25 protein-coding genes and 1 riboswitch are annotated in these 25,853 nt (G+C 49.6%); of the genes, 8 read left to right on the top strand and 17 right to left on the bottom strand.

Features of this window, described 5'->3' with window-relative positions; translation table 11 throughout:
- Positions 1-75: 75 nt before the first annotated feature.
- On the top strand, positions 76-1,455 hold the full coding sequence (locus OHJ21_RS20140; protein WP_486020970.1) for an aldehyde dehydrogenase: 1,380 nt from the start codon (positions 76-78) through the stop codon (positions 1,453-1,455).
- Between the two features lie 72 nt (positions 1,456-1,527).
- Here the strand turns inward: OHJ21_RS20140 and OHJ21_RS20145 are convergent, their stop codons facing one another.
- From OHJ21_RS20145 to OHJ21_RS20165, 5 genes are all read right to left on the bottom strand, one after another.
- The gene (locus tag OHJ21_RS20145; protein WP_100539216.1) at positions 1,528-2,214 is read right to left on the bottom strand and encodes a potassium channel family protein; all 687 of its coding nucleotides are present in this window, start codon (positions 2,212-2,214) and stop codon (positions 1,528-1,530) included.
- Between the two features lie 215 nt (positions 2,215-2,429).
- On the bottom strand, positions 2,430-3,230 hold the full coding sequence (locus tag OHJ21_RS20150; protein WP_326114128.1) for an AAC(3) family N-acetyltransferase: 801 nt from the start codon (positions 3,228-3,230) through the stop codon (positions 2,430-2,432).
- 114 nt (positions 3,231-3,344) lie between these two features.
- On the bottom strand, positions 3,345-4,109 hold the full coding sequence (gene sdhB, locus OHJ21_RS20155; RefSeq protein WP_076324823.1) for a succinate dehydrogenase iron-sulfur subunit: 765 nt from the start codon (positions 4,107-4,109) through the stop codon (positions 3,345-3,347).
- 19 nt (positions 4,110-4,128) lie between these two features.
- Positions 4,129-5,871 carry a succinate dehydrogenase flavoprotein subunit gene (sdhA, locus tag OHJ21_RS20160; protein ID WP_076324824.1) on the bottom strand — a complete coding sequence of 581 codons (1,743 nt, stop codon included), beginning with the start codon at positions 5,869-5,871 and terminating at the stop codon, positions 4,129-4,131.
- A gap of 16 nt (positions 5,872-5,887) precedes the next feature.
- Positions 5,888-6,556, bottom strand: coding sequence for a succinate dehydrogenase cytochrome b558 subunit (locus OHJ21_RS20165; protein ID WP_100539217.1), 669 nt, complete (start codon positions 6,554-6,556; stop codon positions 5,888-5,890).
- Between the two features lie 347 nt (positions 6,557-6,903).
- Between OHJ21_RS20165 and OHJ21_RS20170 the strand changes: the two genes are divergently transcribed.
- Positions 6,904-7,821: a LysR family transcriptional regulator gene (locus OHJ21_RS20170; RefSeq protein WP_100539218.1), complete on the top strand. Its 918-nt coding sequence runs from the start codon at positions 6,904-6,906 to the stop codon at positions 7,819-7,821.
- Positions 7,822-7,854: 33 nt separating this feature from the next.
- Here OHJ21_RS20170 and OHJ21_RS20175 read toward each other — a convergent pair whose 3' ends face one another.
- Positions 7,855-8,529 (bottom strand): potassium channel family protein, encoded by a 675-nt coding sequence (locus tag OHJ21_RS20175; protein WP_009592874.1) that lies wholly within the window; start codon positions 8,527-8,529, stop codon positions 7,855-7,857.
- A 16-nt stretch (positions 8,530-8,545) separates the two neighbouring features.
- Positions 8,546-9,886 carry a TrkH family potassium uptake protein gene (locus tag OHJ21_RS20180; RefSeq protein WP_326114127.1) on the bottom strand — a complete coding sequence of 447 codons (1,341 nt, stop codon included), beginning with the start codon at positions 9,884-9,886 and terminating at the stop codon, positions 8,546-8,548.
- A gap of 64 nt (positions 9,887-9,950) precedes the next feature.
- A riboswitch (cyclic di-AMP (ydaO/yuaA leader) is annotated at positions 9,951-10,095 on the bottom strand.
- 291 nt (positions 10,096-10,386) lie between these two features.
- Here OHJ21_RS20180 and OHJ21_RS20185 point away from each other — a divergent pair.
- Positions 10,387-12,075 (top strand): CPBP family intramembrane glutamic endopeptidase, encoded by a 1,689-nt coding sequence (locus OHJ21_RS20185; protein ID WP_486020971.1) that lies wholly within the window; start codon positions 10,387-10,389, stop codon positions 12,073-12,075.
- Here OHJ21_RS20185 and uvrC read toward each other — a convergent pair.
- Together uvrC and trxA are read right to left on the bottom strand one after the other, a co-directional pair.
- The gene (uvrC, locus tag OHJ21_RS20190; protein WP_100539221.1) at positions 12,047-14,050 is read right to left on the bottom strand and encodes an excinuclease ABC subunit UvrC; all 2,004 of its coding nucleotides are present in this window, start codon (positions 14,048-14,050) and stop codon (positions 12,047-12,049) included. The two genes, OHJ21_RS20185 and uvrC, sit on opposite strands and share 29 nt — an antisense overlap.
- 134 nt (positions 14,051-14,184) lie before the next feature.
- Complete coding sequence (gene trxA / locus OHJ21_RS20195; RefSeq protein WP_009592891.1) at positions 14,185-14,502, bottom strand: thioredoxin; 318 nt, start codon at positions 14,500-14,502, stop codon at positions 14,185-14,187.
- Between the two features lie 253 nt (positions 14,503-14,755).
- Here trxA and OHJ21_RS20200 point away from each other — a divergent pair, with 253 nt between their 5' ends.
- Positions 14,756-14,911: a hypothetical protein gene (locus OHJ21_RS20200; protein WP_006212594.1), complete on the top strand. Its 156-nt coding sequence runs from the start codon at positions 14,756-14,758 to the stop codon at positions 14,909-14,911.
- Between the two features lie 118 nt (positions 14,912-15,029).
- Here the strand turns inward: OHJ21_RS20200 and dnaI are convergent, their stop codons facing one another.
- The 3 genes from dnaI to OHJ21_RS20215 form a co-directional block, all read right to left on the bottom strand.
- Positions 15,030-15,983: a primosomal protein DnaI gene (dnaI, locus tag OHJ21_RS20205; protein WP_100539222.1), complete on the bottom strand. Its 954-nt coding sequence runs from the start codon at positions 15,981-15,983 to the stop codon at positions 15,030-15,032.
- A 33-nt stretch (positions 15,984-16,016) separates the two neighbouring features.
- Positions 16,017-17,522, bottom strand: a complete 1,506-nt coding sequence (locus OHJ21_RS20210; RefSeq protein WP_326117956.1) for a replication initiation and membrane attachment family protein — start codon at positions 17,520-17,522, stop codon at positions 16,017-16,019.
- Between the two features lie 198 nt (positions 17,523-17,720).
- Positions 17,721-18,020, bottom strand: coding sequence for a YuiB family protein (locus OHJ21_RS20215; protein WP_015737411.1), 300 nt, complete (start codon positions 18,018-18,020; stop codon positions 17,721-17,723).
- A 250-nt stretch (positions 18,021-18,270) separates the two neighbouring features.
- On the opposite strand from OHJ21_RS20215, the gene hemQ reads away from it, so the two are divergent.
- Entirely contained in the window at positions 18,271-19,020 is a 750-nt protein-coding gene (gene hemQ, locus OHJ21_RS20220; protein ID WP_100539224.1) for a hydrogen peroxide-dependent heme synthase, read from the top strand.
- Positions 19,021-19,089: 69 nt separating this feature from the next.
- Here hemQ and OHJ21_RS20225 read toward each other — a convergent pair whose 3' ends face one another.
- Both OHJ21_RS20225 and OHJ21_RS20230 read right to left on the bottom strand, forming a co-directional pair.
- Positions 19,090-19,350 carry a hypothetical protein gene (locus OHJ21_RS20225; protein ID WP_100539225.1) on the bottom strand — a complete coding sequence of 87 codons (261 nt, stop codon included), beginning with the start codon at positions 19,348-19,350 and terminating at the stop codon, positions 19,090-19,092.
- Positions 19,351-20,544, bottom strand: a complete 1,194-nt coding sequence (locus tag OHJ21_RS20230; protein ID WP_100539226.1) for an NAD(P)/FAD-dependent oxidoreductase — start codon at positions 20,542-20,544, stop codon at positions 19,351-19,353.
- A gap of 481 nt (positions 20,545-21,025) precedes the next feature.
- Here OHJ21_RS20230 and OHJ21_RS20235 point away from each other — a divergent pair, with 481 nt between their 5' ends.
- Positions 21,026-22,027 (top strand): NAD(P)/FAD-dependent oxidoreductase, encoded by a 1,002-nt coding sequence (locus OHJ21_RS20235; protein ID WP_486020972.1) that lies wholly within the window; start codon positions 21,026-21,028, stop codon positions 22,025-22,027.
- A 195-nt stretch (positions 22,028-22,222) separates the two neighbouring features.
- On the opposite strand, the gene sda is transcribed toward OHJ21_RS20235, so the two are convergent.
- A complete protein-coding gene (sda, locus tag OHJ21_RS20240) occupies positions 22,223-22,366 on the bottom strand; it encodes a sporulation histidine kinase inhibitor Sda (RefSeq protein WP_006212600.1) in 144 nt (47 codons plus the stop codon).
- A gap of 298 nt (positions 22,367-22,664) precedes the next feature.
- Positions 22,665-23,327, bottom strand: a complete 663-nt coding sequence (locus tag OHJ21_RS20245) for a YheC/YheD family protein (protein WP_100539228.1) — start codon at positions 23,325-23,327, stop codon at positions 22,665-22,667.
- Positions 23,328-23,548: 221 nt separating this feature from the next.
- Between OHJ21_RS20245 and OHJ21_RS20250 the strand changes: the two genes are divergently transcribed.
- A complete protein-coding gene (locus tag OHJ21_RS20250; protein ID WP_100539229.1) occupies positions 23,549-23,758 on the top strand; it encodes a hypothetical protein in 210 nt (69 codons plus the stop codon).
- Between the two features lie 176 nt (positions 23,759-23,934).
- On the opposite strand, the gene OHJ21_RS20255 is transcribed toward OHJ21_RS20250, so the two are convergent.
- The gene (locus OHJ21_RS20255; RefSeq protein ID WP_076324840.1) at positions 23,935-24,294 is read right to left on the bottom strand and encodes a HesB/IscA family protein; all 360 of its coding nucleotides are present in this window, start codon (positions 24,292-24,294) and stop codon (positions 23,935-23,937) included.
- Between the two features lie 392 nt (positions 24,295-24,686).
- Between OHJ21_RS20255 and mqnE the strand changes: the two genes are divergently transcribed.
- Complete coding sequence (gene mqnE / locus OHJ21_RS20260) at positions 24,687-25,793, top strand: aminofutalosine synthase MqnE (RefSeq protein ID WP_100539230.1); 1,107 nt, start codon at positions 24,687-24,689, stop codon at positions 25,791-25,793.
- Positions 25,794-25,853: the final 60 nt, after the last annotated feature.

The following is a 25,853-nucleotide window of genomic DNA, read 5'->3' on the forward strand; positions in this document are numbered from 1 at the left end:
TAATAAAAGAGTATAAGTTTTAACGGCCTTACGGTTATTCATATATATGGAATAGCAAGGGAAAGGGGTTTATGTATGACTGTTAACGATTCGATCGCTGCATTAGTTTCAGCTCAGCGGCATTTTTTTCATAAAGACATCACCAAGGAAGTGGATTTCCGTCTGCAGCAGCTGACCAGGCTGCGCCAAGTTCTGATTGCCAGGGAAAACGATATCATCGAGGCCCTTCGCAAAGACTTGAACAAAAGTGAGCAGGAAGCCTTCACGACCGAGATCGGGATTGTCTACAAGGAGCTTTCCTTTATCATAAAAAATCTGAAGCGTTGGGCCAAGCCGCAGCGAGTCAAAACCGCATTGACGCATATAGGCAGCAAGGGAATGGTCTACGCCGAACCCTACGGAACGGTATTGATTATTGCTCCCTGGAATTATCCTTGGCAATTGGCCATCTCTCCGCTGATCGGAGCTTTGGCCGCCGGGAACACCGCGATTGTAAAACCCTCCGAGCTGACACCTAACGTATCCGGACTCATTACGTCCATCATCACGGAGACGTTTGAGCCGCAATACGTGGCTTCGTTGGAGGGAGGACCTGAGGTAAGCACGAGCCTGCTGAAGCAGCCGATGGATTATATATTCTTTACCGGCAGTACCCATGTCGGCAAAATCGTCATGGAAGCCGCCGCCAAGCAGTTGATCCCGGTGACGCTAGAGCTTGGAGGCAAAAGCCCCTGTATCGTCCACGAGGATGCACCCCTGGCCCTGGCGGCTTCACGTATCGCATTCGGCAAATATACAAATGCCGGCCAAACCTGCGTTGCGCCGGATTATGTACTTGTACACAGCAAGGTGAAGGAGAAGTTCATCGCGCACCTGAAAGACGCCATCACTTCGTTCTACGGCGAGAACCCCCTAACCAATCCCGACTATGGGCGCATTGTTTCGGAGAAGCATTTTGACCGGCTGTCCGGATTTCTGAACAACGGAACCCTGCGCCATGGCGGGAGCATCTCAAAGGAACGTTTGCTTATCGAGCCCACCGTGCTGGACGATATCACTTGGGATATGCCGGTCATGGAAGAAGAGATTTTCGGCCCGCTGTGTCCGATCCTGACTTATGATGATGTACACGAAGCTGTCCAAGCGATTCATCGCCGTCCCAAGCCGCTGGCGCTTTACCTGTTCACCGAGAATGAAGATGTTCAGGATTACGTACTCTCCTCGGTTTCTTTTGGCGGGGGATGTGTCAACGATACGCTGATGCATCTGGCCACTCCCTTTCTTCCATTCGGGGGAGTCGGCGAGAGCGGGATGGGCGCCTACCACGGGGAATACAGCTTCCATACCTTCTCCCATAAGAAGAGTGTGCTCAAGCAGACTAACCGATTCGATTTTAAATTCCGCTACCCTTCCAAGAACGGGCTAAGCATTCTGAAAAAGCTGATGAAACCGTAGCTTTAACTAAGACTTCGCTCACTTGCCCATTTGAACAAATAATAAAGGCGCATCGTCAAAGATGCGCCTCTTTTACATGGATGAATGCTTTCTCCGATGCGGCTTATTGGCCTTGGACTTCTCTTCGCTGCCAGTCACATCCAAGCCGTCATCGCCGGGTGTGAAAATCCGGCGCAGCGTTCCCAGCATGGACAGCGCATACGCAACGGTAATGAAACTGAAGGCAATCTCTAACACCACGACAAGCCGTGACGTATTATCGACTGGGGCTACATCGCCATACCCGACGGTGACAAACGTCGCCATGCTGAAATACAGGAAGGTAATGAACTGGCTCAGCAAATCCTGGCCGATATTCTCGCCTTCGAAGGAAGTGCCTCCGAACAGCTTATAGATCGACATATACACCATCGTGAAAAACAAAACGCACATTCCCGCGGCCGTGCTGATCCGAACCAGGGTTGTTTTCATATCAACATGCCGATGGACGGAGTCTGCAATCTTGTCGAATATGTACAGCACATAGAAAATAACGGAGCATAATGCAAACAACAAGATCAGAGCACGCATGCCGCCTTCTCCAGGCACCACGTTCATCAGATCGATCCACCCCAGCAAATCTTCAACCGATACCAGGACATAAATGAGCAGTGGAGCAAGCAGCAAAGGCCTGCTGGACCACTTCTTGTCCATACTGTAGAACAAATATATCAACAACAGGAAGCCCGTCAAATTGAGCAGCCACATCCACCATGACATCTTCAAGTCCCTCCTTTGGCTTGAGGCCTGAAACTGCAGGCCGTACCATTACATCTTTATTACCCTTGTAACGGTATTTATGCACCTGGAGGTCGCTGGTAGTTGGCCCTTGCTCATCTAAATAAACGTTCATGCCCAACTGAATTTCATGTAAGAATAGCGTGCCAAAACACCTACAGCGTGTCGAACGAAAGCCGTCCAGCATGCGCTAGCATCTAACGGTTCTTCTCCAACCACTGCACGGCATGGTCCACCATGGCCCTTTGTTCTGCCAACACACAGCCTGCCTTTCCTATACGGCCATGCTTATATGCATCGGGGCATTGCGCTTCAAACGAGGCGCCAATCGCTTCAAAATCGTCGGAATGATAGTTGATATCCTGGAATGCCTCCCACTCGGTTGCGCCCTGCACCCTGCGTACTGGGGCGTGGGCGGTTACCACCTCCTTCCCTCCCCAATCCGCGCGGTATTCGCTAAGGTGGAAGGAAGTATTATTGCCATAGCTACTACCCAGCATAAGCACGTAGGCCCCCGCTTCGTATAAGCGTGCCAGCGGCGAGGCATCTCCCAAGCCGTAATCTAGCAGATGGGAGTGCATAAGTGCCTTCGCGTCCCTGCCGCGTGCTGCAAACGAAACGTGGGGATGAAGGCTTCGAATGACCCCTTCTTGCTTACGGAACACTTCCGGTATGATCCCCATCCCTGTTGTGACGGTCAGATCCGGATCATAGGGAGGCATGTCCTCGCGGATCAAATCCCACCATTTCGGGTCGGCCGGAGGATTTCCCCATGTCTTCGGGTCGGTTAAGTTCGCAGACTGGGTCGGCATCACCAGCGTCCCTTCATCGCCCAGTACGTCTTCCAGGGCCAGTATAACCGCTTCCGGACCGCCAACAATCCATCCGCCCACGCTCTTAAGCGAGGAATGGACCAGCAGAGTCATTCCCTTCCGTACGCCCAGAGCGACCAGGTCATCGCTTATATCCTTTATCGTAATCGGTCTTTCGCTGATCAAGTGACTCACCTCAAATTCAATTTAAAAACACATCATTCCTATCATATAACAAAAAAAAGCGCCTGTACCGAAGTCATGCCCCGGTCAGACGCCTTGGTGTTGAAGCTAAACCGATTAAACGCCAAGCCAGCGCTTAAACAGGTGTTTGGTTGTATCCTTGTTCATTTCCGCAATGGACGTCGTCAGCGGAATGCCCTTCGGACAAGAACGCACGCAGTTCTGCGAGTTGCCGCAGCCCTCAATGCCTCCGTCCTGCATGAGCGCTTCCAGACGCTCTTCCTTGTTCATCTCACCTGTCGGGTGAGCATTGAACAAGCGAACTTGGGAAATAGCGGCTGGTCCGATAAAGTCCGTTTTTTCGTTGACGTTCGGGCAAGCTTCAAGACATACGCCGCATGTCATGCATTTGGACAGCTCGTAAGCCCACTGACGCTTCTTCTCAGCCATTTTAGGTCCAGGGCCAAGGTCGTAGGTGCCATCGATCGGAATCCACGCCTTGACGCGCTTGAGCGCCGTGAACATGCGGCTGCGGTCAATCACCAAGTCTCTTACAACCGGGAATGTCTTCATCGGCTGAATCCGGATCGGCTGTTCCAGCTTATCGATCAGTGCCGCACACGCTTGGCGCGGTTTGCCGTTAATGACCATGGAGCAAGCTCCGCACACTTCTTCCAGGCAGTTGGAGTCCCAGCATACAGGTGCGGTTGTTTGGCCCTGTGCATTTTTGGGATTGCGCTGAATTTCCATCAGCGCACTAATGACGTTCATGCCGGGACGGTACGGAATTTCGAATTCCTCAGTATAGGATTTCGTCTCCGGATTGTCCTGACGTGTAATGATAAACTTAACGCTCTTTGAGGCGGCTGCCGTTTGAGACATCGTAAATCCCCCTTCCTTCTTACTTGTCTTTCGAATAGTCGCGAATACGCGGCGGGATTAAGGAAACATCCACTTCTTCATATGAAATCTGCGGTCCATCAGGCGTCCAGGTTGCTTTGGTTGTCTTGAGGAACTCCTCATCGTTACGATCAGGGAAATCCGGCTTGTAGTGAGCGCCACGGCTTTCGTTCCGGAGAAGCGCGCCCAGCGTCATGGCCTCGGACAGCTCCAGCATGTTCCACAGCTGACGCGTGAACGCCACGCCCTGGTTGTTCCAGCGGGAGGTATCCGTCATATTGATATTGCGGTAACGCTGCTTCAATTCCTTGATTTTGCCGATGGTAGCTTCAAGCTTGTCATTGTAGCGAACCACCGTCATGTTGTTGGTCATCCATTCGCCGAGCTCTTTATGGATCACATAAGCATTCTCGGTTCCTTCCATCTTGAGCAGGCCTTCGTATTTGGTCGTTTGCTCTTTCGCTACGCGATCAAATACCGTGGAGGAAACATCCTCAGCGGACTTCTTCAGACCTTTGACATATTCAATCGCCTTCGGTCCGGCCACCATACCGCCGTAAATGGCGGAGACCAGAGAGTTCGCTCCCAGACGGTTCGCACCGTGATATTGATACTCGCATTCTCCGGCTGCGAAAAGCCCTGGAATGTTCGTCATTTGGTTGTAATCGACCCACATGCCGCCCATGGAATAATGGACTGCCGGGAAGATCTTCATTGGAATTTTACGCGGATCGTCGCCCATGAATTTCTCATAAATTTCGATGATACCGCCAAGCTTCACGTCCAGCTCTTTCGGATCTTTATGGGAGAGATCCAGGTAGACCATGTTCTCGCCATTGATGCCAAGTCCCATATCGACGCAGACGGAGAAGATTTCACGCGTAGCGATGTCGCGCGGCACCAGGTTTCCATAAGCAGGGTATTTCTCTTCGAGGAAATACCATGGCTTGCCGTCTTTATAGGTCCAGATCCGTCCGCCTTCACCACGTGCCGATTCCGACATCAAGCGGAGCTTGTCATCGCCTGGAATGGCTGTCGGGTGAATCTGGATGAACTCGCCGTTGGCATAATGAACGCCTTGCTGATAAACGGCACTGGCCGCTGTTCCCGTGTTGATCACCGAGTTGGTCGTTTTTCCGAAAATAATACCAGGACCACCGCTTGCAAGAATGACGGCTTCAGCTTTGAACGCCTTGATCTCCATCGAGCGCAGATCCTGGGCAGCGATACCGCGGCACACGCCTTCGTCGTCGATGATCGCATTCAGGAACTCCCAGTTCTCGTACTTGGTCACAAGACCCGCGGTTTCCCAGCGGCGAACCTGCTCGTCAAGCGCATACAGCAGCTGTTGTCCGGTCGTTGCGCCGGCGAATGCGGTCCGGTGACGCTTCGTTCCGCCGAAACGGCGGAAATCAAGGAGGCCTTCCGGCGTACGGTTAAACATAACGCCCATGCGGTCCATCAAGTGGATAATGCCCGGAGCCGCTTCACACATCGCTTTGACCGGAGGCTGATTCGCAAGGAAGTCGCCGCCGTACACCGTATCGTCAAAGTGCTCCCAAGGAGAGTCACCCTCACCTTTCGTATTAACGGCTCCATTGATGCCGCCTTGCGCACACACGGAGTGAGAGCGTTTAACAGGTACAAGCGAGAATAGATGAACGTGAGCTCCTGCTTCGGCCGCTTTGATGGTTGCCATCAGCCCGGCGAGGCCACCGCCCACTACAATAATATTAGATGCCATTTTTCGTTCACTCCCCTTAACTTAAGACTGTCTTAACTACATCGATCGCTGCTGTCGCCGCCTGGAATTCGGAACTGCGGAATGCTGTCATAGCCAGAACGAACAGCAAGCTCATCACTACGAACAAGCCCATGCAGATGTAAGTGGATACCTTCTGCGCGCGTGGACCGACGGTGATGCCCCAGCTAACGAGGAACGCCCACAGGCCGTTTGTAAAGTGGAAGGCTGCCGAAACAACGCCGATGACGTACAGAGTAAACAGAATCGGATTGTTCATGATGCCGTGCATCGTGGCGCCCAAATCGTCATGCGTGATTTTGCCGATCATGATTTGGAAACGCGTATCGTACATATGCCAGATAACAAAAACGAACGTAATAACACCAGTGATCCGTTGGATGGTGAAGCGGATGTTCCGTTCATAGTTGTAATTGCCCACGTTGTTATTCGCCTGGTAAGCGATGTATAACCCGTAGACACCGTGATATAGCAGTGGCAGCCAGATCAGGAACAGCTCGAGGAAAAATATCAACGGCATGCTGTTCAAAAAATGTACCGCGCTCGCGAAGCCTTCCTTTCCACCCTCGAAAGCCTTAAAGTTGGAAATCATATGGCTGAGCAAAAATGCCCCAAGCGGTATGACACCGAGTAAAGAATGCAGCTTTCTGGAATAATACCCTTTCATCAGTTGACGTTCCCCTTTCCAATGTGCAGCGTTTTCATTTTCAATCTTTCCTATTTTCAGAACAATTACACTTGCCCTGTCCTAAAGAAGGTTGTTCAAAAAGCCCGCTTTTGATCACGAAGTGAATCAGGAAGCCACTCGGCATCTAAACCGACCTTTATGAACACGCATTAACCGTTGCAACGACAAAAAGCTGCCTATTTCGGCATTCGTGTGAACAACTTGTGTCATGTTTCATGTTACTCCTTTTTTTCTTATAATGGAATTGCAATATAATTATTAATCGTTATAATCTATACGCATAAGCATGTTTTGCACGCATGTCTATTTTATATAGGAGGAATTCCATGTTCGAAGAACTGGACATGTTCGCCGTCGTCGTAGAGCAATCCAGCATAAACCAAGCCTCCAAGCTGCTTAACTTGTCACAGCCAGCCCTGTCCCGAAAAATAGCCAAGCTGGAGGATCAGCTCGGGCTGCAGCTGTTCAACCGCCGGGGCAAACGACTGGAGCTTACCTCCATCGGACAGATTGTGTACACTTTTGCCTTGGAGCAGAGACAGCAGCAGATCAAATTCATGCAGACTCTGGCCCATTACCGGGAGGGAGATCAGATCTCGATCAACCTGGGCGCCAGTCTGACCACCCTTCAGACCACCTTGCCCCCGCTCGTTAACGCATTCATGGAGCGTCATCCCGCGGCCGAAATCAAGCTGATCACCGGCAAAACCCATGAGATCGTTTCTTATGTAAGGGATAAACGGGTTGATGTCGGCATTGTTGCCTCCTCCATCAACCAGCCCGGATTAAACTGCATTCCGCTGTTTGATGACCATCTGGAGCTTGTCATCCCGTCTTCACACCCGCTGGCGGAAATCGAGGATGTTGGCATCGAGCAGCTTCAAGGCTTGCCGATGATCATTTTCTCGACCGGAACCTGGTACCGCAAGCTGACGGATGACCTGTTCCACCGCTGGGGCATTATGCCGGATATCCGGATGGAGATCGACTCCTTCGAAGCAATCGTCAGGCTCATCCCGACCTGCAAGGCGGCCGCGCTGCTGCCCAAATCCTATCTAAGGCCGCAGCTGTTGTCCGATAACGGGCTTGTTGACATTCATATTCCGGCACTCATTGAAACCCGGCGAACGACTTCGCTGATCTACGGCCAGGCCTCGGAGCTGAGCAAGGCGGCCAGCCGCTGGATTGACGAAACGGAAATCCTGTTCCGTAAGCTCGAAGAGGATAAAATGAAGAAAACCTGACGGATATAAGGTCGTCAGGTTTTTCTTCTATATTCATTTTTCCAGCATATTCACGACCTCAGACTCAAAGCGATCCACATTATCATTGGACCCGATAACCACCATAATGTCGCCGGAGTTCACCACATCCATGGCTGTCGGGGCTACGATAATGCCGGATTGTTTATTCAGGGCCACCACGCTGACACCGTAGCGAACCCTCGTATTGAGCTCACTAAGCGTTTTTCCGTCCATGCAGTCCGTGACCGTCATCTCCACAATCAGATAGTCCTTGGATAATTCGATATAGTCGAGCAGGTTGGGCGTGACAAGCTGATGGGCTACCCGAATCCCCATATCCCGTTCCGGAAAGATCACCCGGTCCACGCCCAGCTTCTCCAGTGCCCGGCCGTGCAGCACCGAAATTGCCTTGGCAACGACCATGGCAACACCAAGCTCTTTCAACAAGATGGCAGATAAGATACTCATCTGAATATCGTTTCCGATCGCAACAATCCCGCAGTCGAAGTTACGGATACCGAGCGATTTAAGCACCTCTTCATCCGTAGCATCCGCCACCACCGTGTGCGTCAGCAGCTCGCTCATATCCTCGACGACCTCTTCATTGCGGTCGATGCCGAGCACCTCATATCCCTGTTCCATCAGCTCAAGCGCCAGGCTGGCGCCAAATCGTCCCAAACCGATGATTGCAAATTGCTTTGGTTTCATGTCTCTCCTGTACTCCTTATCCAATAATCATTTTGCCTTCCGGATGACGATATAATTCTTTACCCTTTTTCGGCCCCAGTGCATAAGCAAGCGTCAAAGGCCCCAATCGCCCTGCAAACATCGTAATGCTGATCAATACCTTCCCAAACACCGTCAGATCAGGCGTTAAGCCCATGGAGAGACCCACCGTACCGAAGGCGGACGTCGTTTCGAAGAGGATCTCCAGGAAGTCCCCTTCCTCTGTCGTCGACAGAATCATCGATACGGTTAGAACGAGCAGCAGGGCCAGTAACGCAATGGTCAGTGCCTTCAGCACCCGCTCCTGGGCCAGGCGATACCGGAACATGACGATGTCTTCACGCCCGCGCATCATGGCGATGACCGCCCCCACCATAATGGTGAAGGTTGTGGTTTTGATACCGCCCCCGGTTGAACCTGGGGATGCTCCGATAAACATCAGAATCACGATAAAAAATTGCGTGGCCTGTCTAAGCCCCGTAATATCTATAGTATTCGCGCCGGCTGTACGCGGCGTTACGGATTGGAATAACGCGCCGAAGAATTTTCCGCCCCAATTCAGGGAGCCGAGCGTCCTCGGATTGGTGAATTCGAATATAAGAATGACGATAAATCCAACCAGCAGCAAGGTAGCCGTCATGGTGAGCACCACTTTGGAGTGCAAGGAAAGTCTCCGCTGTTTCCGGAAATCAATCAGATCGGATAGGACGATAAAACCAATGCCGCCTGAGACAATCAAAAACATCACGACAACGTTGACTACAGGATCGTAGACATACCCGGTCAAACTCCGAAAATCACCAAACAAATCGAAACCGGCGTTGTTAAACATCGTGACCGCATGAAAGACACCGTAATAAATCGCCTGGCCAAGCGGCATATCGAACGCCCAACGAATCGATAGAATGACAGCGCCGCAGGCCTCGATGATGAGGGAGTACAGCAGCACTCTGCGAATCAGCCTTACGATTCCTTCCATCGAGGACTGATTCATCGCTTCCTGCAAAATGAGACGATCCTTGAGCGATATGCGCCTTTTGAGAGCCAAGGCAAATAAAGTGGCCATCGTCATGAAGCCGAGCCCGCCGATCTGGATCAGCAGCATGATCACGACTTCTCCGAAGGAACTGAATGTCGTTCCTGTATCCACCACAACCAGCCCCGTTACGCAAGTTGCCGATGTCGACGTGAACAAGGCATCGATAAACTCAAGCGGTTCACCCGTACTTGTGGAAATCGGCAGCATTAGCAGCGCCGTCCCGATGAAGATAATAGCTGCAAACCCAAGCACGAGAATCTGCGGCGGAGACAGCCTGAGCCAGTTAAATTTAGAGTTCAATCGGTCACCTTCTTAAAAAAAATCAAGAAAAAAAGACACTGGAAAACGCAGTGCCCTTACGGTCTGGTTCCTGTGCTGCAGCCTACGAGGTTAGCTGACGGATTCGGGCATTTCCACAGGTCGCCCTATTCATTATTCTAGGAATAATGAAATTCACCCCAATTACATGGTTCCCCCATTTTCAGTACGAAATTCGGCTGGAATATTCGGTTCCTTGAAGCATGATGTGATTATAACGCAATCCGGTACGTAACCCAATGCCGTTTTTCACCCAAAAAATCTTTAAAAGAACGCGAATTGGGCATATTCAAGAATACAAGCATAGGGTTCTCTAACGTTTTCGAAACTTTTCATTCATTTTCATCGATTTATTTCATTATTCCGGATATTGGGATAAGCTGCTAATGACTTTCATAACTATGTTATATTGACTCTATGCGTTCTTAATCAGGCATATCGAATACCAGTGGGAGTATCAACTTTCTTAGAGGAGGAATTTCATGAATCGTGCAAGAGAGGCCTTGAAGCTGAAGCCCAATCTGAAACAGCTCATCGCGCCTGCCGCAGTCGGCCTGATTCTGTTCCTATTATTTCAGGTGTTTCCGTCGACGAATCCGGATTCGACCGAGATGGCAACCCCGAATATCATATCCAAGGAGCAGGCTCGGCAAGCGGCTTCAAGCTTTGCTCAGCAGCATTTGCAGTTTACGGCTGCAAAAACGGATGACGCATTGGTTACATATCAATCCAAATCGGAACTTTACGGATATCTGGCGAAGGAAAAGAAACTTTCGGAATACAACAAAACCTATGAAGCCAAATATCCCTATGACGTATACCGCGTTCGCTTCAGCGAACCGGGAGGCGATGCCCTCAATGTGGACGTGCACATGCAAAATTCAGGCATCGTCGGCTTCTCGTACGATTTCGCCCGCTCCAGCTATGAACGGATTGAGCTGAACAAGGGCGATGTACAAAGGCAGATGCTGCTTGTCGTCGAGGACGGCATGTCATTAGCCGAGAAGCAAGCTCTCGCAGAGCCTTGGCTCCAGCGAGCGGGCTATGATCCGTCGCAACTGGAGCTGGTTACGCGGGAAGGGGAACCCCGGCTCCGGTATGTGGACCCGGAATCCAAGATTGGCGATTCCAGATTGGAGCACCGTTTCACCTTCGAACAGGGGAAATTACGCTCCTATGAGCCATCCTTTTCAGTCCCGGCCGCCCATTCCGCCTATGTCAACAAGCAGACACAGGATGCAACGCTGCTGACGCTTGCAGGGTATGGCCTGTTCACCCTCATCCTTGGCATTCTTGCGATTGTATACAGCGTGAAGACCAGAGCCTATACGTCCTTTAAGCGCGGCCTGTTCCTATCGGCGCTGCTGTTTATCATTCAGATGCTGAATACGTATAATCTGATTCCCGTTTTCCAATCCGAGGGGATGTCGCAAACCGGTATAATCGGAATGATGATTTTTTATGCGGTCTATTCGCTTATCTTCTCCGCGCTGCTCTATTTCTCCCTTGTCGGGGGCAACGGGCTATGGCAAAAAGAAGACGGACTCAATCCATGGCCTCGAGCCAAAGAACCCGGATACGGACAGTATGTACTGGACAGCATGAAGCTGGGGTATATGTGGGCTTTCATCCTGCTTGGGGTCCAATCCATTATCTTTGTCGTTCTGGGCCTAACCTTGAATACATGGTCCACCACGGATGCCACACAGTCTCCTTATAACATGCTCTATCCTTGGCTGTTTCCACTGATGGCTTGGCTGGCCGGCATATCCGAGGAGGCCGTCTATCGACTGTTCGGCATCAAAATGGTGAAAAAGATCGTCCGCAATACGTTTGTGGCCAGTTTAATTACCTCGCTCATTTGGGCGCTTGGGCATACGCTCTATCCGATATACCCTGTAATTTCCCGGCCCATTGAACTGGTTATCATCGGCTTGCTGTTCAGCTACATCTTTTTGAAATACGGGTATTTGGCGGCCATGTTCTCCCATGTCATCTTTAACAGCATCTTGATGGGCATTAGCCTGATACTGCTCAAGGACACCAGCAACTTGCTGATCGGTGCTTTCTACATGGTACTTCCGGCGATGGTCGCGTATGCGATTTACCGTTTCAATCCAACAAAAAAAGAGAAGCCGTATGTCACGACTCCTCCTCACGAAGTACCTTAAGAATTTCCGTTGCTAATTTCTCACCGATTGAAAGGGGCTTGAAGTCTTCGACTGAAGCCTCTTTTATTTTTTTGACCGAGCCAAAATGCTTCAACAGGAGCTTGCGGCGCTTCTCTCCAATGCCCGGGATGGAATCCAGCTTGGAGGATACCATCGATTTGCCGCGCTGTTCGCGGTGGAAGGAAATCGCAAAACGGTGAACCTCATCCTGAATGCGCTGCAGCAAATAGAACTCCTGGCTGTCCCGGGGCAGCGTAACCGGCTCCGGCGGGTCTCCGACCATGAGCTGCGCTGTTTTATGCTTGGCATCCTTCACAAGCCCGCAGACCGGGATAAATAACCCCAGCTCATTCTCCAGTACATCGATGGCGGCGGAAATCTGTCCCTTCCCTCCATCGACCACAATCAGATCGGGAAGCGGCAAGTTCTCCTTCAAGACGCGCTCGTACCGCCGCCGGATCACTTCACGCATCGTATCATAATCGTCGGGTCCCAGCACGGTACGGATCTTGTACTTGCGGTATTCCTTCCTGTCCGGTTTCCCATTGGTAAAGACGACCATGGCCGATACCGGATTGGTCCCCTGAATATTCGAGTTATCAAATGCCTCGATCCGGTTCAGCGACTGGAGGCCGATCACTTCGCCCAGATTTGCCGCTGCGACCGAGGTGCGTTCTTCATCGCGCTCAATCAAGCGGAATTTCTCGTCTAAGGACACCTTCGCATTATCCAATGCCATGCCCACCATCTGTTTCTTCAAGCCGCGCTGCGGGACATGCACCTTCACGCCGAGCCATTCCTGCAGGGCGGCAGCCCCTCCGGCTGCATCCACGATGCCAGCAGCTTCCGCCTGCTTCTCCTGTGCCTCGGCAAGGGCTGCCTGCTGTTCATCGGATGTCCCTGCGGAAAGCGGATTCGCCGTAACCACGGCTGCCTCGGCGTTTCGTCCACCTTCATCCGCAGCCGTTCCCGCAACCGACTCTGGATCAGCCTCGTCTATCAACAGAGGCTCAGGCAGCAGAATTTCCTGCGGCAATGCAGGATTATCACTGTAATACTGGGCAATAAAAGACATAAAGTCGCTGTGCGCATCGCCGTAGAACGGAAAAACAGACTTGTTGCGCTGCACCATTTTCCCTTGGCGCATGTACAGAATCTGTACGCACATCCAGCCTTTATCCACAGCGTAACCGAATACGTCGCGGTCCCGCGTATCCGTTGTTGTAATCTTCTGCTTCTCCATTAGCGTATCGATATGGATGATCTGATCCCGCAGTTCTTTGGCACGCTCGAAATACAAGTCCTCCGCGGCCTCCTGCATCTTGCGCTGCAGTTCCTTCTTGATCTCTTCATGCCCGCCGCTCAGGAATGACGTAATCTCCCCGGTGATCTGTTCATAAGCAGACTTCGGAATTTCCTTCACACATGGAGCCAAGCATTGGCCCATATGATAATACAAGCACACTTCTTTTGGCATGACGCCGCATTTGCGCAAAGGGTACATCCGGTCCAGCAGCTTTTTGGTCTGCTGTGCCGCATAAGCATTCGGGTAGGGGCCAAAGTATTTGGCTTTATCTTTAAGCACCCTTCTGGTCACTTCCAGACGGGGATGCTCTTCATTCGTTATTTTAAGATACGGATAGGTTTTATCATCCTTCAGCAGCACGTTGAATCTTGGCTGATGGGTTTTGATGAGGTTGCATTCCAGAATCAAGGCTTCCATGTTGCTGCCGGTCACAATGTATTCAAAATCGCGGATTTCCGAAACCAGCATCTGGGTCTTCCCGTTATGGCTTCCGGTAAAATAAGAGCGTACCCGGTTCTTCAGCACTTTGGCCTTGCCCACATAAATAATCGTGCCTTCATGATTCTTCATCAAGTAACAGCCGGGCTGGTCCGGCAGCAATGCCAGCTTGTGGCGGATATTCTCCAGCGACTTCTCCTGCTCCTGCAGCTGTTTGGCATAATCGTCCATGCTGTTCCTCCTCTCCAAGGAGATTATATAGTATTAACCCTAAATATAAACCATTATGAATAACCACACAAAGCGCCTCCGGGTTTAACCGAAGGCGCTGTATGAAAGCAGATTGCATCTATGGACAATCCTGCTTATTGATGTTTTGCAATGATGCCCTTCAAGGCTTCTTTGGAGTTCAGACCTACCACTTTATCGACAGGCTGGCCGTCTTTAAAGAAAATCATGGTCGGAATGCTCATCACGCCGAAACGTGCTGCGGATTCCGGATTCTCATCCACGTTCACCTTAGCAATTTTTACATCATCGCCGAGTTCTGAAGACAATTCGTCCAGAATCGGAGCAAGCATTTTACAAGGGCCGCACCACGGCGCCCAAAAATCAACTACAACCGTTCCTTGACCTTCAACTTCATTCACGAAGGTTTGGTCGGTAACATTGACGATAGCCATTGTATTCTCCTCCTCACAGGATAAGATCAGGTATAGTGCGAATCATAACTGTCGAATGGGTCGACGAATTTAGTATACCACAATCGGCCGGAAAAAGTGAAATATACTCACCTAAAGAAAGAGGATTTCACGGGATTTTTATGCAATCTTTACAAATGATTTGCGCATTGGGTATACTACTAGTAACAAGTCGGGTGACTGTCAAGTTTTTCGTGTTGGCACGGCATGTTCACCTTTTGAGGAGGCAAGCACCATGGATGTAAACGTACGCGTTAACGATCCACGGGAGCACATCAATGAAGAACCACGCAATGACTTTGGCGATTTGATGATGGGCTTCGTGGGGATGTTCGGTTTCATGACCATCATCTTTTTCGGATTCGTCATTATCAAGTTCTTGGTCGGCTAATACTTGATGACTCCTTGTGCACAAATAAAAAGTCTGATCCTGCCGCGTTCCATACGCTAACGGGATCAGACTTTTTACAATTTAGGGAAGTTTGTCCATAGGAAGTTTGCTTGCCATGCTAGAATTTCCCTCTCTGGTTCTCGCCAAATAAATGAACGACATCCACAAAAGGCGCAATCCGGTTCATCAACCGCTGCCCTTTGTGAAGCTCCTCCCCATCCTTGCTCGTGAAGCTGAGATGCTGTTCAAGCCCGTCGAGCGGATAGTTCGACGTATAGAAGGTCGGCAGCCGGTTCATCCGGAAATTCAGGATGGAACCGAGGACATGATCCCGAACCCACGGATTCAAATTCTCCGCTCCGATATCGTCAAAGATCAGCAGATCGCAATGCTTCATCGTCTCCACCATGTCCTTCAGCTTCTGGCCGTCCTGCATCATGGTCTTCAGATCTTCCACGAAATCGGGCATATACACGATAACGCCCGAATGGCCCACTTTCGCGAGCTCATGCATCAGGTAGCCCATCAGGTAGGTCTTACCCGTACCAAACGAACCGGTGAGATACAAGCCGCGCGGGGACAAGCCATTCTCCTTCGTATCCCGGATGTACTTAAAGACCTGGTGTACCGCAGGTGCACGCAAGCGATCCTTCGCCATAATCTCCATATTGTCATAACCTTCGTTCAAGGCATGCTCATCGACATAAAAGCTGCGAATCCGTTTTTTGATCTGATCCTCATTGGTTTTCGCCATCTGCAGGGAACACGGCGCCTTTCGCTCATAGATCTCCACGGTTCCGTTCATCCGCTGGATATCCAGCTTGCTGAAATGTCCCTGGAAATCATTCGGACATCGGTCCAGACCCGGACATGCCTTGCAATGGGCCTGATCTCCCGCATATTGATACAGTTTGCTTAAATTCAAACGTATAACCCGGTCATCGATCTCCGGGTATTCGCTCCGCAATGCTTGAATCAGAGGATTCCTGAGCAAATCCTCCGTAATCTGCTCGGTTCTGCGCCGGAGCGCAGGACTTTTCATGCTTTCCAGCAGTTCACCAAGGGACTCCATCTCTTGTTCCCTCCTCTCTACAGCAGAATTTCTTTATCCGCCCTTCTTGTTGCCAGCCTGCATTTCTGCCGCAAATCGCATCATTTCCTCGAATTCCTCATCCGATACGGCCTCCGCCTGATCGGTCTCCAGAGCTACAGGAATTTCCGGCTTCACCTTTCCGCCTTTAGCGTATGTACGCGTACGTTGTGTGGTTGCCTTCTGCTTGCCTTTCATCTTGGCTTGATCACGTATATACTGAACAGCTTTCTCATAGCTGTTCACCTGCTTCAGCAGCATATTGGAAGCAATGGCCTCCACGAAATTACGGTTGATGCGCTGCTCGCCGCCTGCGGCCATGAGTGACATTAAATAATGAATGAGCACGTTGATGACTTCACCCGGCAGCTTGTAGCTCAAGTCGATTTTTTCGAAGATGTCCAAAAACTGCGCGGGAACCGAGCCCGGGAAGAAGGTCTGCAGCAGCCGGGTATAAGGCTCGTTGCGAAGCATCATATTATATTGGTGAATATCGCATTTCGATTGGAACTGAGCAGGAACCTCTACATAATATTCCATCTCTACCGCATGCTCCTGTGCCGGCTCTTCCGGATCGGCCGTCATCTCCTGATGCAAGGCAACGACCTTGCCCGCCGTAATCTGCCGCTTCTCCTGCATCTTCATTCCCTGCCTAAAGTGAAGACTGGCCTTGTGCTGAAGATCATCCAGCACGACCTCGCCATGCTCGGTAAAGATGCCGTCCTCGTCCAGCAGGCGGCACAAATCCTGCGTGCTGAGATCGTATTTGCGCACCACGTAATTCACAATGCCCATCTGCTCATGGTCGTAGCGAAGACGCTCCACAAAGACCCGATTGCGGGATTCACGCGGGAAACGGAGAATAATATCTGCATAGTTCAGACCTTCACCTTGCGGATTTGGCGGCACCACGGACTTCCGTGACACCGCGACCTCTTCCAGCGCTTGCTCCAGTTCATAATCAATGACATGCGTGTTCAGCTCAAAAATATCATAAAAGGGAACCGAAATGTTCTCCTTGTTGAAGGAAATACCGGACCATTCAAGGGGTTCCTTGCTCCAAAGCTCTTCTCTTAACGACAGAACGGCGAATTTCCCCACCTTGTCGCGAAGCAGCAGCGTCAGATGCTGAGTGTTAAAGAACTCCGCTGGACTGAGCGGTGCTTGCAGCTCATATTCATAGATATGGTCATCCGTCTCCGGGACAAACATCCGGCTTGTCTGTAGTAAACCTACCGCTTCCAGCTTGGAAGTTTGCTCAATGAGAAAGCGACGTCCTTTTTCACTAGGCTCAAGCCCTAATGTCAAAAACAATCTACGCTGCTGTTCAATGGCCGAGTAACCCACCTTTTCCACCGGCACATGCGATACGAGAAGACGGTACAGACTGACAGCAAACGCGCCAACCATCGGTTGATAAATCGAACCAAGCATTTTGTCATCCAGGCCGCTTAAGCAGAAGTCACGGTATACGCAGTAACGGTGGTTCTCGGTAAAATGTAAAAAATTAGTCATGCGCATCGTTTATGCTCCCCCTGTCGCCCAAAAATAGACTTCCTCTATTCTATCATAAATCCGTCGTTTCGAAGTCGGTTCTTTCGCATCAAAAATTCTGGAATTCGTGCGCCCGCCATTTGCATGCTTCCACAAATAATAAATGACGGCCCCCAGGTATTGCAGAGCCGCCATCAACACTACATTCAATTTGCGCCTAGCGCGTTAAAACATTCTAAAGCCTTTAATACGCAATGTCTTAATGGTCCATCCGCTCATGTAGGCACCAATCAGACCTGCAACTCCCGTTAAGTAATCCACCAGTTGGAATGATCCGACGTGAGTCCAGAACGACATTTGGCCCCGATCCCACAAGCTGTATACAACGACCGGCAAAATGACAATCACGAACAGAAAGCAAGGAAACCAGGTCGTCTTCATCAACATATTTAGGATAAAACCGATACCGAACATCATGACAAAAAACAAAATCATCAGCACGAGCACAGGAATAAATTGAAGCATGATCGCTGTTTTCACCTCTTCTTTATCACCTACGCGTAGCAGCTATTCTACTTTATTGCAGCAAGAAACAGCACACCAAGCTTTAGCTAATAGCTAGTTTACTAAAAATAATGTCACAGATCAACGAACAATCGTGAATACATTGTGTCGGCGTTTGCCCTTCCGACTGCGCTTACAGTACAATATAGGAAGTTAATGCAAGCGGTCATCCGCTTCAATTATAACGAACATAACGTTTAGGAGTGATCACATGAACGAAGCTGCAATGACGCTTGAGGGCTGGTATGCGCTGCATGATTTCCGCACCATCAATTGGCCGGCCTGGAAAGCTGCAGATGAAGAAGTACGTGCTTTTGCGCTGGACGAGCTGAATGCGTTCCTCGAGGAATGGGATGCCGTCGAAGCTGCCCAGCAGGGCAGCACCGCTGTATATACCATCGTCGGTCAAAAAGCCGATTTCGTATTCATGCTTTTGCGCGAGACGCTGGAAGAGCTGAACGCGATCGAGAATGCCTTTAACAAAACAACGTTCGCCCAGTTCACCACCAAGGCTTATTCTTATGTAAGCATTGTCGAGCTGAGCAACTACCTGGCCGGCTCCTCCGATGAGGATCCGATGCAGAATCCGCATGTCATTGCCCGTCTAAAGCCGGCTCTGCCAAAATCGAAGCATATCTGCTTCTATCCGATGAACAAAAAGCGGGATTTGTCGGACAACTGGTACATGCTGAGCATGGATGAACGCAAATCGATGATGAAGAGCCATGGGATGATCGGCCGCGGTTATGCCGGCAAGGTGAAACAGATCATCACCGGTTCCGTTGGATTCGACGACTGGGAATGGGGCGTAACCCTGTTCAGCGACGACGCTCTTCAGTTCAAGAAACTCGTGTACGAAATGAGATTTGACGAAGTCAGTGCGCGTTTCGGCGAGTTTGGTCCTTTCTATGTTGGCAACCTGCTCGATCAGGCTTCATTTACAGATTTAATGAAAGTATAATTCCTTCTGCACATAAAAAGCATGCACACAAAAAGGGATGCTCTCATCATGAGAGCATCCCTTCTTCTATTACTCACTGTCGTCCTCATCTTGCTCTTGCTTACGCAAGGTTTCAAGATATTCAGCCGTCGCCCGGTCCCGGGCACGTCCTTTATCCTTGAGCCGCTCAATAGCAGGAAGAATGAGAATGTCGACTTCCTGCTGAATGGTATAGGCCAGATCGTACTTCTCTTGCGACTCCAGATAGGAGCCGACCTCCATCAGCGCATTATAGCGATCCAGCTCATCTCTCGTGAGCAGCCCCCGTACTTGAACGCTGCAGTGTCTCATTTATAGAAACCTACCTTTTTTCAGGACGAGCGGAATTCCTCCAATAATGAAGAGGTAGCGCAGATCAACCAACTTTTTCAGCTGAGCCGCTTTCCATCCCTGATATTTCTTATCCCCGACAACCGCAATGCCTTCGCCCCGGCCGAGGGAAGCAACCGTGCCTTTATTATGGAACTCGAATTTGCGCATCGACTTGTCCCGAATCGCCGCAACGATATTTTGGGCGCAGCACACGCCCTGCTGCATCGCCATTTGGGCGGTCGGCGGATAAGGTCTGCCTTCCTCATTAAAAATGAGGGAGTTATCGCCGATAATATAAATGTTCTCGTATCCGGGAGCACGCAAATATTCATCAACCTTGACGCGGCCTCTCATCGTTTCGAAACCGGCTGCTTCCACCAGACGGTTCCCGCGGATGCCGCCGGTCCATACCACCGTTGCCGCCCGGATCTCTTCGCCATTGTTCAGAATGACTCCGCCTGGCAGGCATTCCTTGATCGCAATGCCCATCTTGAAGGTAACGCCTTTCTTCTCAAGAACGTTCATGGCGTACTCCACCAGCTCCGGTGCAAACCCCGGCAGCGCGGCAGGGGCGGCTTCGACATTATAGATATTCACCAGCGTCGGATCGACGTCATATTCCTTGCACAGTCTCGGAATGCGGTCCGCCAGCTCGGCTACAAACTCGATGCCGCTGAATCCGGCGCCGCCAACCACAAAGTTAATGCGCTCTTGCGGTCTGCGTTCATTTTTATATAAAGCGAATTGATACTCAATATGCTCACGAATCAATCGTACCGAGTTGATGCTTCGGATTGTCATCGCATGCTCTGCAAGACCTGGAATGCCAAAGGTTTCCGGCTCTCCGCCGAGTCCAATGACAAGATAATCATAGGATAACGTTCCATCTTCAAGAATAACCTTCTTATCGTGAAGGCGGATTTCCTGAACCGAGGATTTGACCAGGTCGATTTTGAATTCGTCTATCAACTTGGAAATGGATACCCGGGTGTTCTCAATGCTGTCTGTTCCTGCTGCCGGCATATGCAAATGCGTTGTAATATAATGATAATCATGGCGATTCACCAATGTAACATCGGCCTCATTATAATTCAGCTCTTTTTGCAGCCGCTGCGCTGTCAATATGCCCCCGTAACCCGCGCCAAGGATTACGATCTTCGGTATGCTGCTCATTCTATTGCTCCTTCCAGCTTACTCTTTATATATACAGTATGGTGCACATGTTAACATTCTGTGAAATTGCATCCAAAAAAAGAGAAGAGCCCTTATCAGAGCCCGTTTCATCATTTGACCTGATGGTTCATTAAAGGTTCAAAAATAGCTGCAAGACTAAGGTTTCCCTTACTGTTGCACCAGCTGACAATATATAGGACTACCCTGTAATGAACACAAGTTATCACGTTAATCATATGCATAAACTATGCAAATATCAAGAATTTTTTTGCCATATAATGTGCAAATGATTCCGCCATTTATCCCCTTACTTGCTAAGTAAGCGCATCCATTCCATTGTTAGGTATTTTAACTCAATTCTCGTCTTTTCATGCCGGTTCGGGACGATTATAATAGGTAAGGAATTCTTGAATCAGCTTTATCCGGACAAGAACGTCTGTCTGATTCGAATATAAACTCATTTTATGGAGGTGCTTACCGCATGACAACGATGCCACAAGACAGCAATATGACGGATCTTTTGATTATCGGTGGCGGACCTGCAGGTATGTTTGCTGCTTTTTACGGCGGAATGCGCCAAGCTTCGGTAAAACTTATCGAGAGCATGCCTCAGCTTGGAGGCCAATTGGCTGCGCTGTATCCTGAGAAATATATTTATGACGTAGCAGGCTTTCCGAAAGTAACCGCTCAAGAGCTTGTGAACAATCTGTCGGCCCAAATGGAGCTCTTTAAAACGGACATTCGTCTTGAAGAGAAAGTACAGGCTGTCGAAAAACTCGAAGAACGTCATTTTGTCGTAAAAACGAATCTGGGCGAACACCATGCCAAAGCGGTTATCATTACAGCTGGTGTAGGAGCGTTCCAACCTCGTCGACTGGAGATTGAAGGGGCAGAAGCATACGAAAAGACCAACCTTCATTATTTCGTCAACGATCTCAGCCGCTTCAATGGTAAGAAGGTTCTCATCAGCGGCGGCGGCGACTCCGCGGTAGACTGGGCGCTCATGATCGAGCCGATCGCCGAGCAGGTTACACTGGTTCACCGCCGTGACAAATTCCGTGCCCATGAGCATAGCGTTGAGCAGCTAATGGCATCGAAGGTGAATATCGTTACGCCAACCGAAATCACTGAATTACACGGTGAGGACACGATTACGAAGGTTACGCTTTCGCATATTAAAACCAAAGAGACGCAAGAGATTGAAGTGGACGATGTCATTGTCAATTTCGGGTTTGTGTCCTCCCTCGGTCCGATCTCCGAATGGGGCATCGCCATCGAAAGCAACTCCATTGTGGTGGATTCCCGTATGGAAACAAGTATCCCGGGTATTTTTGCAGCCGGCGATATCACCACCTATCCGGGCAAGGTCAAACTGATCGCTGTTGGATTTGGTGAAGCACCTACCGCCGTGAACAATGCCAAGGTTTACTTCGATCCTGAAGCCAGATTGGCTCCGGGCCACAGCAGTAACATGAAATTGTAAGGTCATTGAGGATTTTACCTTTATATACATCTATATTCACAGAAAAAAAGGTATCTTCATTCCGAGGGGTTGCGCCGCCCCGGAATCGAAGATACCTTTTCTATTCTTCAAACCATATGTAGAACTTGGTTGAAAGCTCCCACATTATATACGTATCATGTCGTAATTTATCTATTCTATATACGAAAAATCTGATTAATGCAGGATGCTGCCGGAATCGGTGTCCAAGTTCCGTTTATGAATTTCGGCTAGCAGTAGAGTGATGAACTCTCGCTCCAACTTCAACTCAACAGCCATATGATAGGAATCGAGAAGCATCTCATCCGTCAACATAGCCATCCCTCTCACACCCCTTCCTCAAATTTCCTGAATCTATCATATCAGACATGCTAAAACGGAACAACTGTTCGCTTATCCACAACCTCTTGTGGAAATCCTGTGTATAATTTGTTGGTAAGTGTAAAAAACAGGGTCATATCAAAGTGGATTATGGGGATAAATGTTATACACAGGATATGGGGAAAATCTACTATAAAAAAAATTGATCAATTATAATATCGGTAGATTGTGGTTATTTTTTTATTACCCTATTAAAAAATCATATAAACGATTTCATTTGGGATTATTAAACAAAAATTCAGCCTGGTCTTGTATTAACCTCCAAAATCCAAATCTTGCCCTCGTTGTCTAATCCGTAATCAAATCCCAATTCCCCGATCCCTGGAAAATGGGATTCCAGTATCGCTATGCACTGTCTGGTTACGTGGCGCATTTCATTGCGCTTTTCCTTTGCATTAATATGGGGCAGTGACAGCCGGAGTGCAGGACCACAACGAAGCAGCGTCCCCCCTTTACAAATATTCGTCACGAAAAGCCCTGGGCTCGCGAGCCGCCCAAGCATGGCCCGGAATACCCATCTCCCTCGATCCTTGACTACCTTTACACGGTAATCCAGCGGACGTCCCTGAATTTTAGCCAGATGAATACCCTGCTGTATCATATAGCGCCGTCTCAGTCTCATTCTGCTCAATACGTATAACAGGGAATTCAATGTATCTACATGAACAGTACGCCTCTTATGGGTTACCAAGTATCCCGTTCCGTCCTTCTGTATTCGGATGACTCCGTTACCACCGGTTCCTATAATCGGCTTGATCACGACCATTTCGTGTTCGGCCAGCATTGAGACCAGGGTATCCCCTCCATACGACTGGGTAGCCGGAATGTAGGGAGCAACCTGCGGATCGGTCAGCAGCGCTTCCGTCTTCAGCCACTTGCTGGCCAGTTGTCTTCCCGCCATGCTGCTTTCGCCTCCTTTTATTCATGACATACGTTATCCTATTCCCCTATCCGCTTTTTGTCTTGGATGATTGTCCGTGATGGTATGCCTAATAATTGGGGTTCTTGTGGCCTCACGGCAGCCTCCCTTTGCAAATGATGTGATCTATCGTATAGTAAGAACAGAGCTTTGTCCGTAATACATCCACCACCATGGATACCCATAAAGGAGGCTTTGTCACCTTGGCAGCGTTGTTTGAAATATTGTACTGGATTGCCATTGTCGGCATGTCGGTTGCCCTTGCCGCCATCACCGTTCTTATCTTTATTATGGGCTTCAAGTTCATCAAGGATAAGCGCAGAGGACTCGGAGCGGGCTGCATCGTATTTTCGCTTGTGGCCGCCGGCATGATTGTGCTGATGCTGAACGATACCTTCTTCTTTCCGGTTTGATCGGATAGGTAGAACCCAAAAAAAAGCAGCCTCCCCTTTTCACGGAGTTGGCTGCTTTTTGGGTTCAAATGGCCCTAGCTAATGTTTCCCATAGCACAAAAAAGACCTCTGCGATAAAGATTGTCGGGAGAGGTCTTTAACTGTTGACTTAGGCTTAACCCTCTAGAGCGTCCTTATTAGCAAGGCTCTTCGTTCGGTTTGCCCGCATCCGTTGCCGTACGGAATGACGAACCGCAGCCGCACGTTACGGTCGCGTTCGGATTGTGGATGGTGAAGCCCCCGGTCATGCCGGATTCCTCAAAATCGATTTCCAGACCGTTCAGGTATTTCAGATCGTCCTTCTCGACAACGACCTTCATATCCTGCAGATCCATATATACGTCTGCTTCCGTTTCATTATCGTCAAAGCCCATTGCATATGAAAAACCACTGCAACCGCCGGCAGTGACACCCAGTCGAAGGAACATATTGGGCGTTTCCTGTTCAGCAAGCATTTCTTTTAAACGTTCTGCAGCTGAGTCGCTGATTGTAATCATAGGTCACCCTCCTTTTCGTTCACTCTTTAAGTATACTCCTCTTCGCGAATTCGCTCAAGGTTGTTATGATGGCTTTTGATATGTAATGACAAACCTATTTTCAATTCCTCTATTTGTGTTGCTACCCCGAGGGGTCAGGTTTATAATAGGGAAGGAACATGGGCGGCAACTGTTGGATAATTGTCACATACCCCGGTTAAAAAGCGGCAAAGGTTATGGCTGGTCCACAGTTGTATATTTTTTCACAAACTTATTTAATTATTCAGCCCATTATTGATGTTTGTTGTTATACCACTATAAACGGACCGTTCCCTTAGGGGAGTGATTCACTTTATGATCGCTTTTTCTGCTGGATCTTCTATGCAGGTCAAGTGTGAACAGGAGGATTGAACATGTCCACAATTGTGACACCATTTACCGATCAGAGAATGGCCGAGATCGTTGCGAAAGTCCAAAGCGGCGAACGCCTGAATCTTGAAGACGGTGTGTATTTGTATCAAACCGATGACCTGCTGACCCTCGGGCAGCTGGCTAATGAAGCCAATTTGCGCAAGAACGGGAAAAAAGTTTACTTCATTGAGAACATGAGTCTCTATTTCACGAATGTATGCGAATCCCACTGCGCTTTTTGCAATTTTCGGAAAGATCAAGGCGAGGAAGGCTCCTATACCCTGTCCGGCGCTGAGATGATCGAGTATGTCGAGCAGCATATTCATCCCGGCATTCGTGAATTTCACATCGTTGGCGGACATAATAACCATGTGCCGTTCCAGTACTATGTAGATTCCCTGAAGGCATTGAGCGAGCGTTTCCCGGAAGTAACTCTGAAAGCCTATACCGCGGCAGAGATTGAATTCTTCACTCGCATTAGCGGACTTAGCACAAAGGAAGTACTCCAAGAACTGCAAAAAGCAGGTCTCCAATCCTTAACAGGCGGCGGCGCCGAAATTCTGTCTGACCAATATCGTCAGAAGATGAAGGTGGACAAAGCCAACGTGGATCAATACCTCGACGTTCATCGTACCGCACATAAGCTTGGTATGAAGACGCACACCACCATGCTGTACGGATCGATCGAAAGCCATGAGGACCGGATCCGCCATATGCTGCAAATTCGGGAACTTCAGGATGAAACCAATGGATTCATGGTATTCATTCCGCTGTCCATGCAGCCGAAGAATAAGAATGCAGGCATCATGCGCCGCAACTCGGCCTACGAAGATTTGAAAACCATTGCCATCAGCCGTCTGATGCTCGATAATATCGACCACATCAAAGCGTACTTCATTAATATCGGGCCGCAATTAACTCAAGTGGCTCTCAGCTTCGGCGCTTCCGACGTCCATGGTACGATCCTGAAAGAACGTATCAGCCATGCTGCAGGAGCTTTAACACCGGAAGGGCTGACACGCAAAGAGCTCGTCTGGCTCATTCAAGGCGCAGGCCGGATTCCGGTTGAACGCGATACCTTCTACAACGAGATCAAGGTTTACGAATAAGTCTTACCAGCAGGGATTTAAGCAAACGAGAGACGTTCCAAAAAACGGAAAACAGGTTAA

The organism is Virgibacillus sp. LDC1, assembly GCF_025792345.1.
Taxonomy (GTDB): Bacteria; Bacillota; Bacilli; order Paenibacillales; family Paenibacillaceae; genus Paenibacillus_AQ; species Paenibacillus_AQ lautus.

Coding starts and splice junctions, on each gene's coding strand:
- mqnE (WP_100539230.1), top strand. CDS start 24,687: ATGTCCACAATTGTGACACCATTTACCGATCAGAGAATGGCCGAGATC.
- OHJ21_RS20170 (WP_100539218.1), top strand. CDS start 6,904: ATGTTCGAAGAACTGGACATGTTCGCCGTCGTCGTAGAGCAATCCAGC.
- OHJ21_RS20225 (WP_100539225.1), bottom strand. CDS start 19,350: ATGAGACACTGCAGCGTTCAAGTACGGGGGCTGCTCACGAGAGATGAG.
- OHJ21_RS20185 (WP_486020971.1), top strand. CDS start 10,387: ATGAATCGTGCAAGAGAGGCCTTGAAGCTGAAGCCCAATCTGAAACAG.
- trxA (WP_009592891.1), bottom strand. CDS start 14,502: ATGGCTATCGTCAATGTTACCGACCAAACCTTCGTGAATGAAGTTGAA.
- sdhA (WP_076324824.1), bottom strand. CDS start 5,871: ATGGCATCTAATATTATTGTAGTGGGCGGTGGCCTCGCCGGGCTGATG.
- OHJ21_RS20235 (WP_486020972.1), top strand. CDS start 21,026: ATGACAACGATGCCACAAGACAGCAATATGACGGATCTTTTGATTATC.
- OHJ21_RS20215 (WP_015737411.1), bottom strand. CDS start 18,020: ATGCTTCAATTTATTCCTGTGCTCGTGCTGATGATTTTGTTTTTTGTC.
- OHJ21_RS20175 (WP_009592874.1), bottom strand. CDS start 8,529: ATGAAACCAAAGCAATTTGCAATCATCGGTTTGGGACGATTTGGCGCC.
- sda (WP_006212600.1), bottom strand. CDS start 22,366: ATGGCTATGTTGACGGATGAGATGCTTCTCGATTCCTATCATATGGCT.
- uvrC (WP_100539221.1), bottom strand. CDS start 14,050: ATGGACGATTATGCCAAACAGCTGCAGGAGCAGGAGAAGTCGCTGGAG.
- OHJ21_RS20145 (WP_100539216.1), bottom strand. CDS start 2,214: ATGTCATGGTGGATGTGGCTGCTCAATTTGACGGGCTTCCTGTTGTTG.
- hemQ (WP_100539224.1), top strand. CDS start 18,271: ATGAACGAAGCTGCAATGACGCTTGAGGGCTGGTATGCGCTGCATGAT.
- OHJ21_RS20245 (WP_100539228.1), bottom strand. CDS start 23,327: ATGGCGGGAAGACAACTGGCCAGCAAGTGGCTGAAGACGGAAGCGCTG.
- OHJ21_RS20165 (WP_100539217.1), bottom strand. CDS start 6,556: ATGAAAGGGTATTATTCCAGAAAGCTGCATTCTTTACTCGGTGTCATA.
- OHJ21_RS20140 (WP_486020970.1), top strand. CDS start 76: ATGACTGTTAACGATTCGATCGCTGCATTAGTTTCAGCTCAGCGGCAT.
- OHJ21_RS20210 (WP_326117956.1), bottom strand. CDS start 17,522: ATGCGCATGACTAATTTTTTACATTTTACCGAGAACCACCGTTACTGC.
- OHJ21_RS20230 (WP_100539226.1), bottom strand. CDS start 20,544: ATGAGCAGCATACCGAAGATCGTAATCCTTGGCGCGGGTTACGGGGGC.
- dnaI (WP_100539222.1), bottom strand. CDS start 15,983: ATGGAGTCCCTTGGTGAACTGCTGGAAAGCATGAAAAGTCCTGCGCTC.
- sdhB (WP_076324823.1), bottom strand. CDS start 4,109: ATGTCTCAAACGGCAGCCGCCTCAAAGAGCGTTAAGTTTATCATTACA.
- OHJ21_RS20200 (WP_006212594.1), top strand. CDS start 14,756: ATGGATGTAAACGTACGCGTTAACGATCCACGGGAGCACATCAATGAA.
- OHJ21_RS20255 (WP_076324840.1), bottom strand. CDS start 24,294: ATGATTACAATCAGCGACTCAGCTGCAGAACGTTTAAAAGAAATGCTT.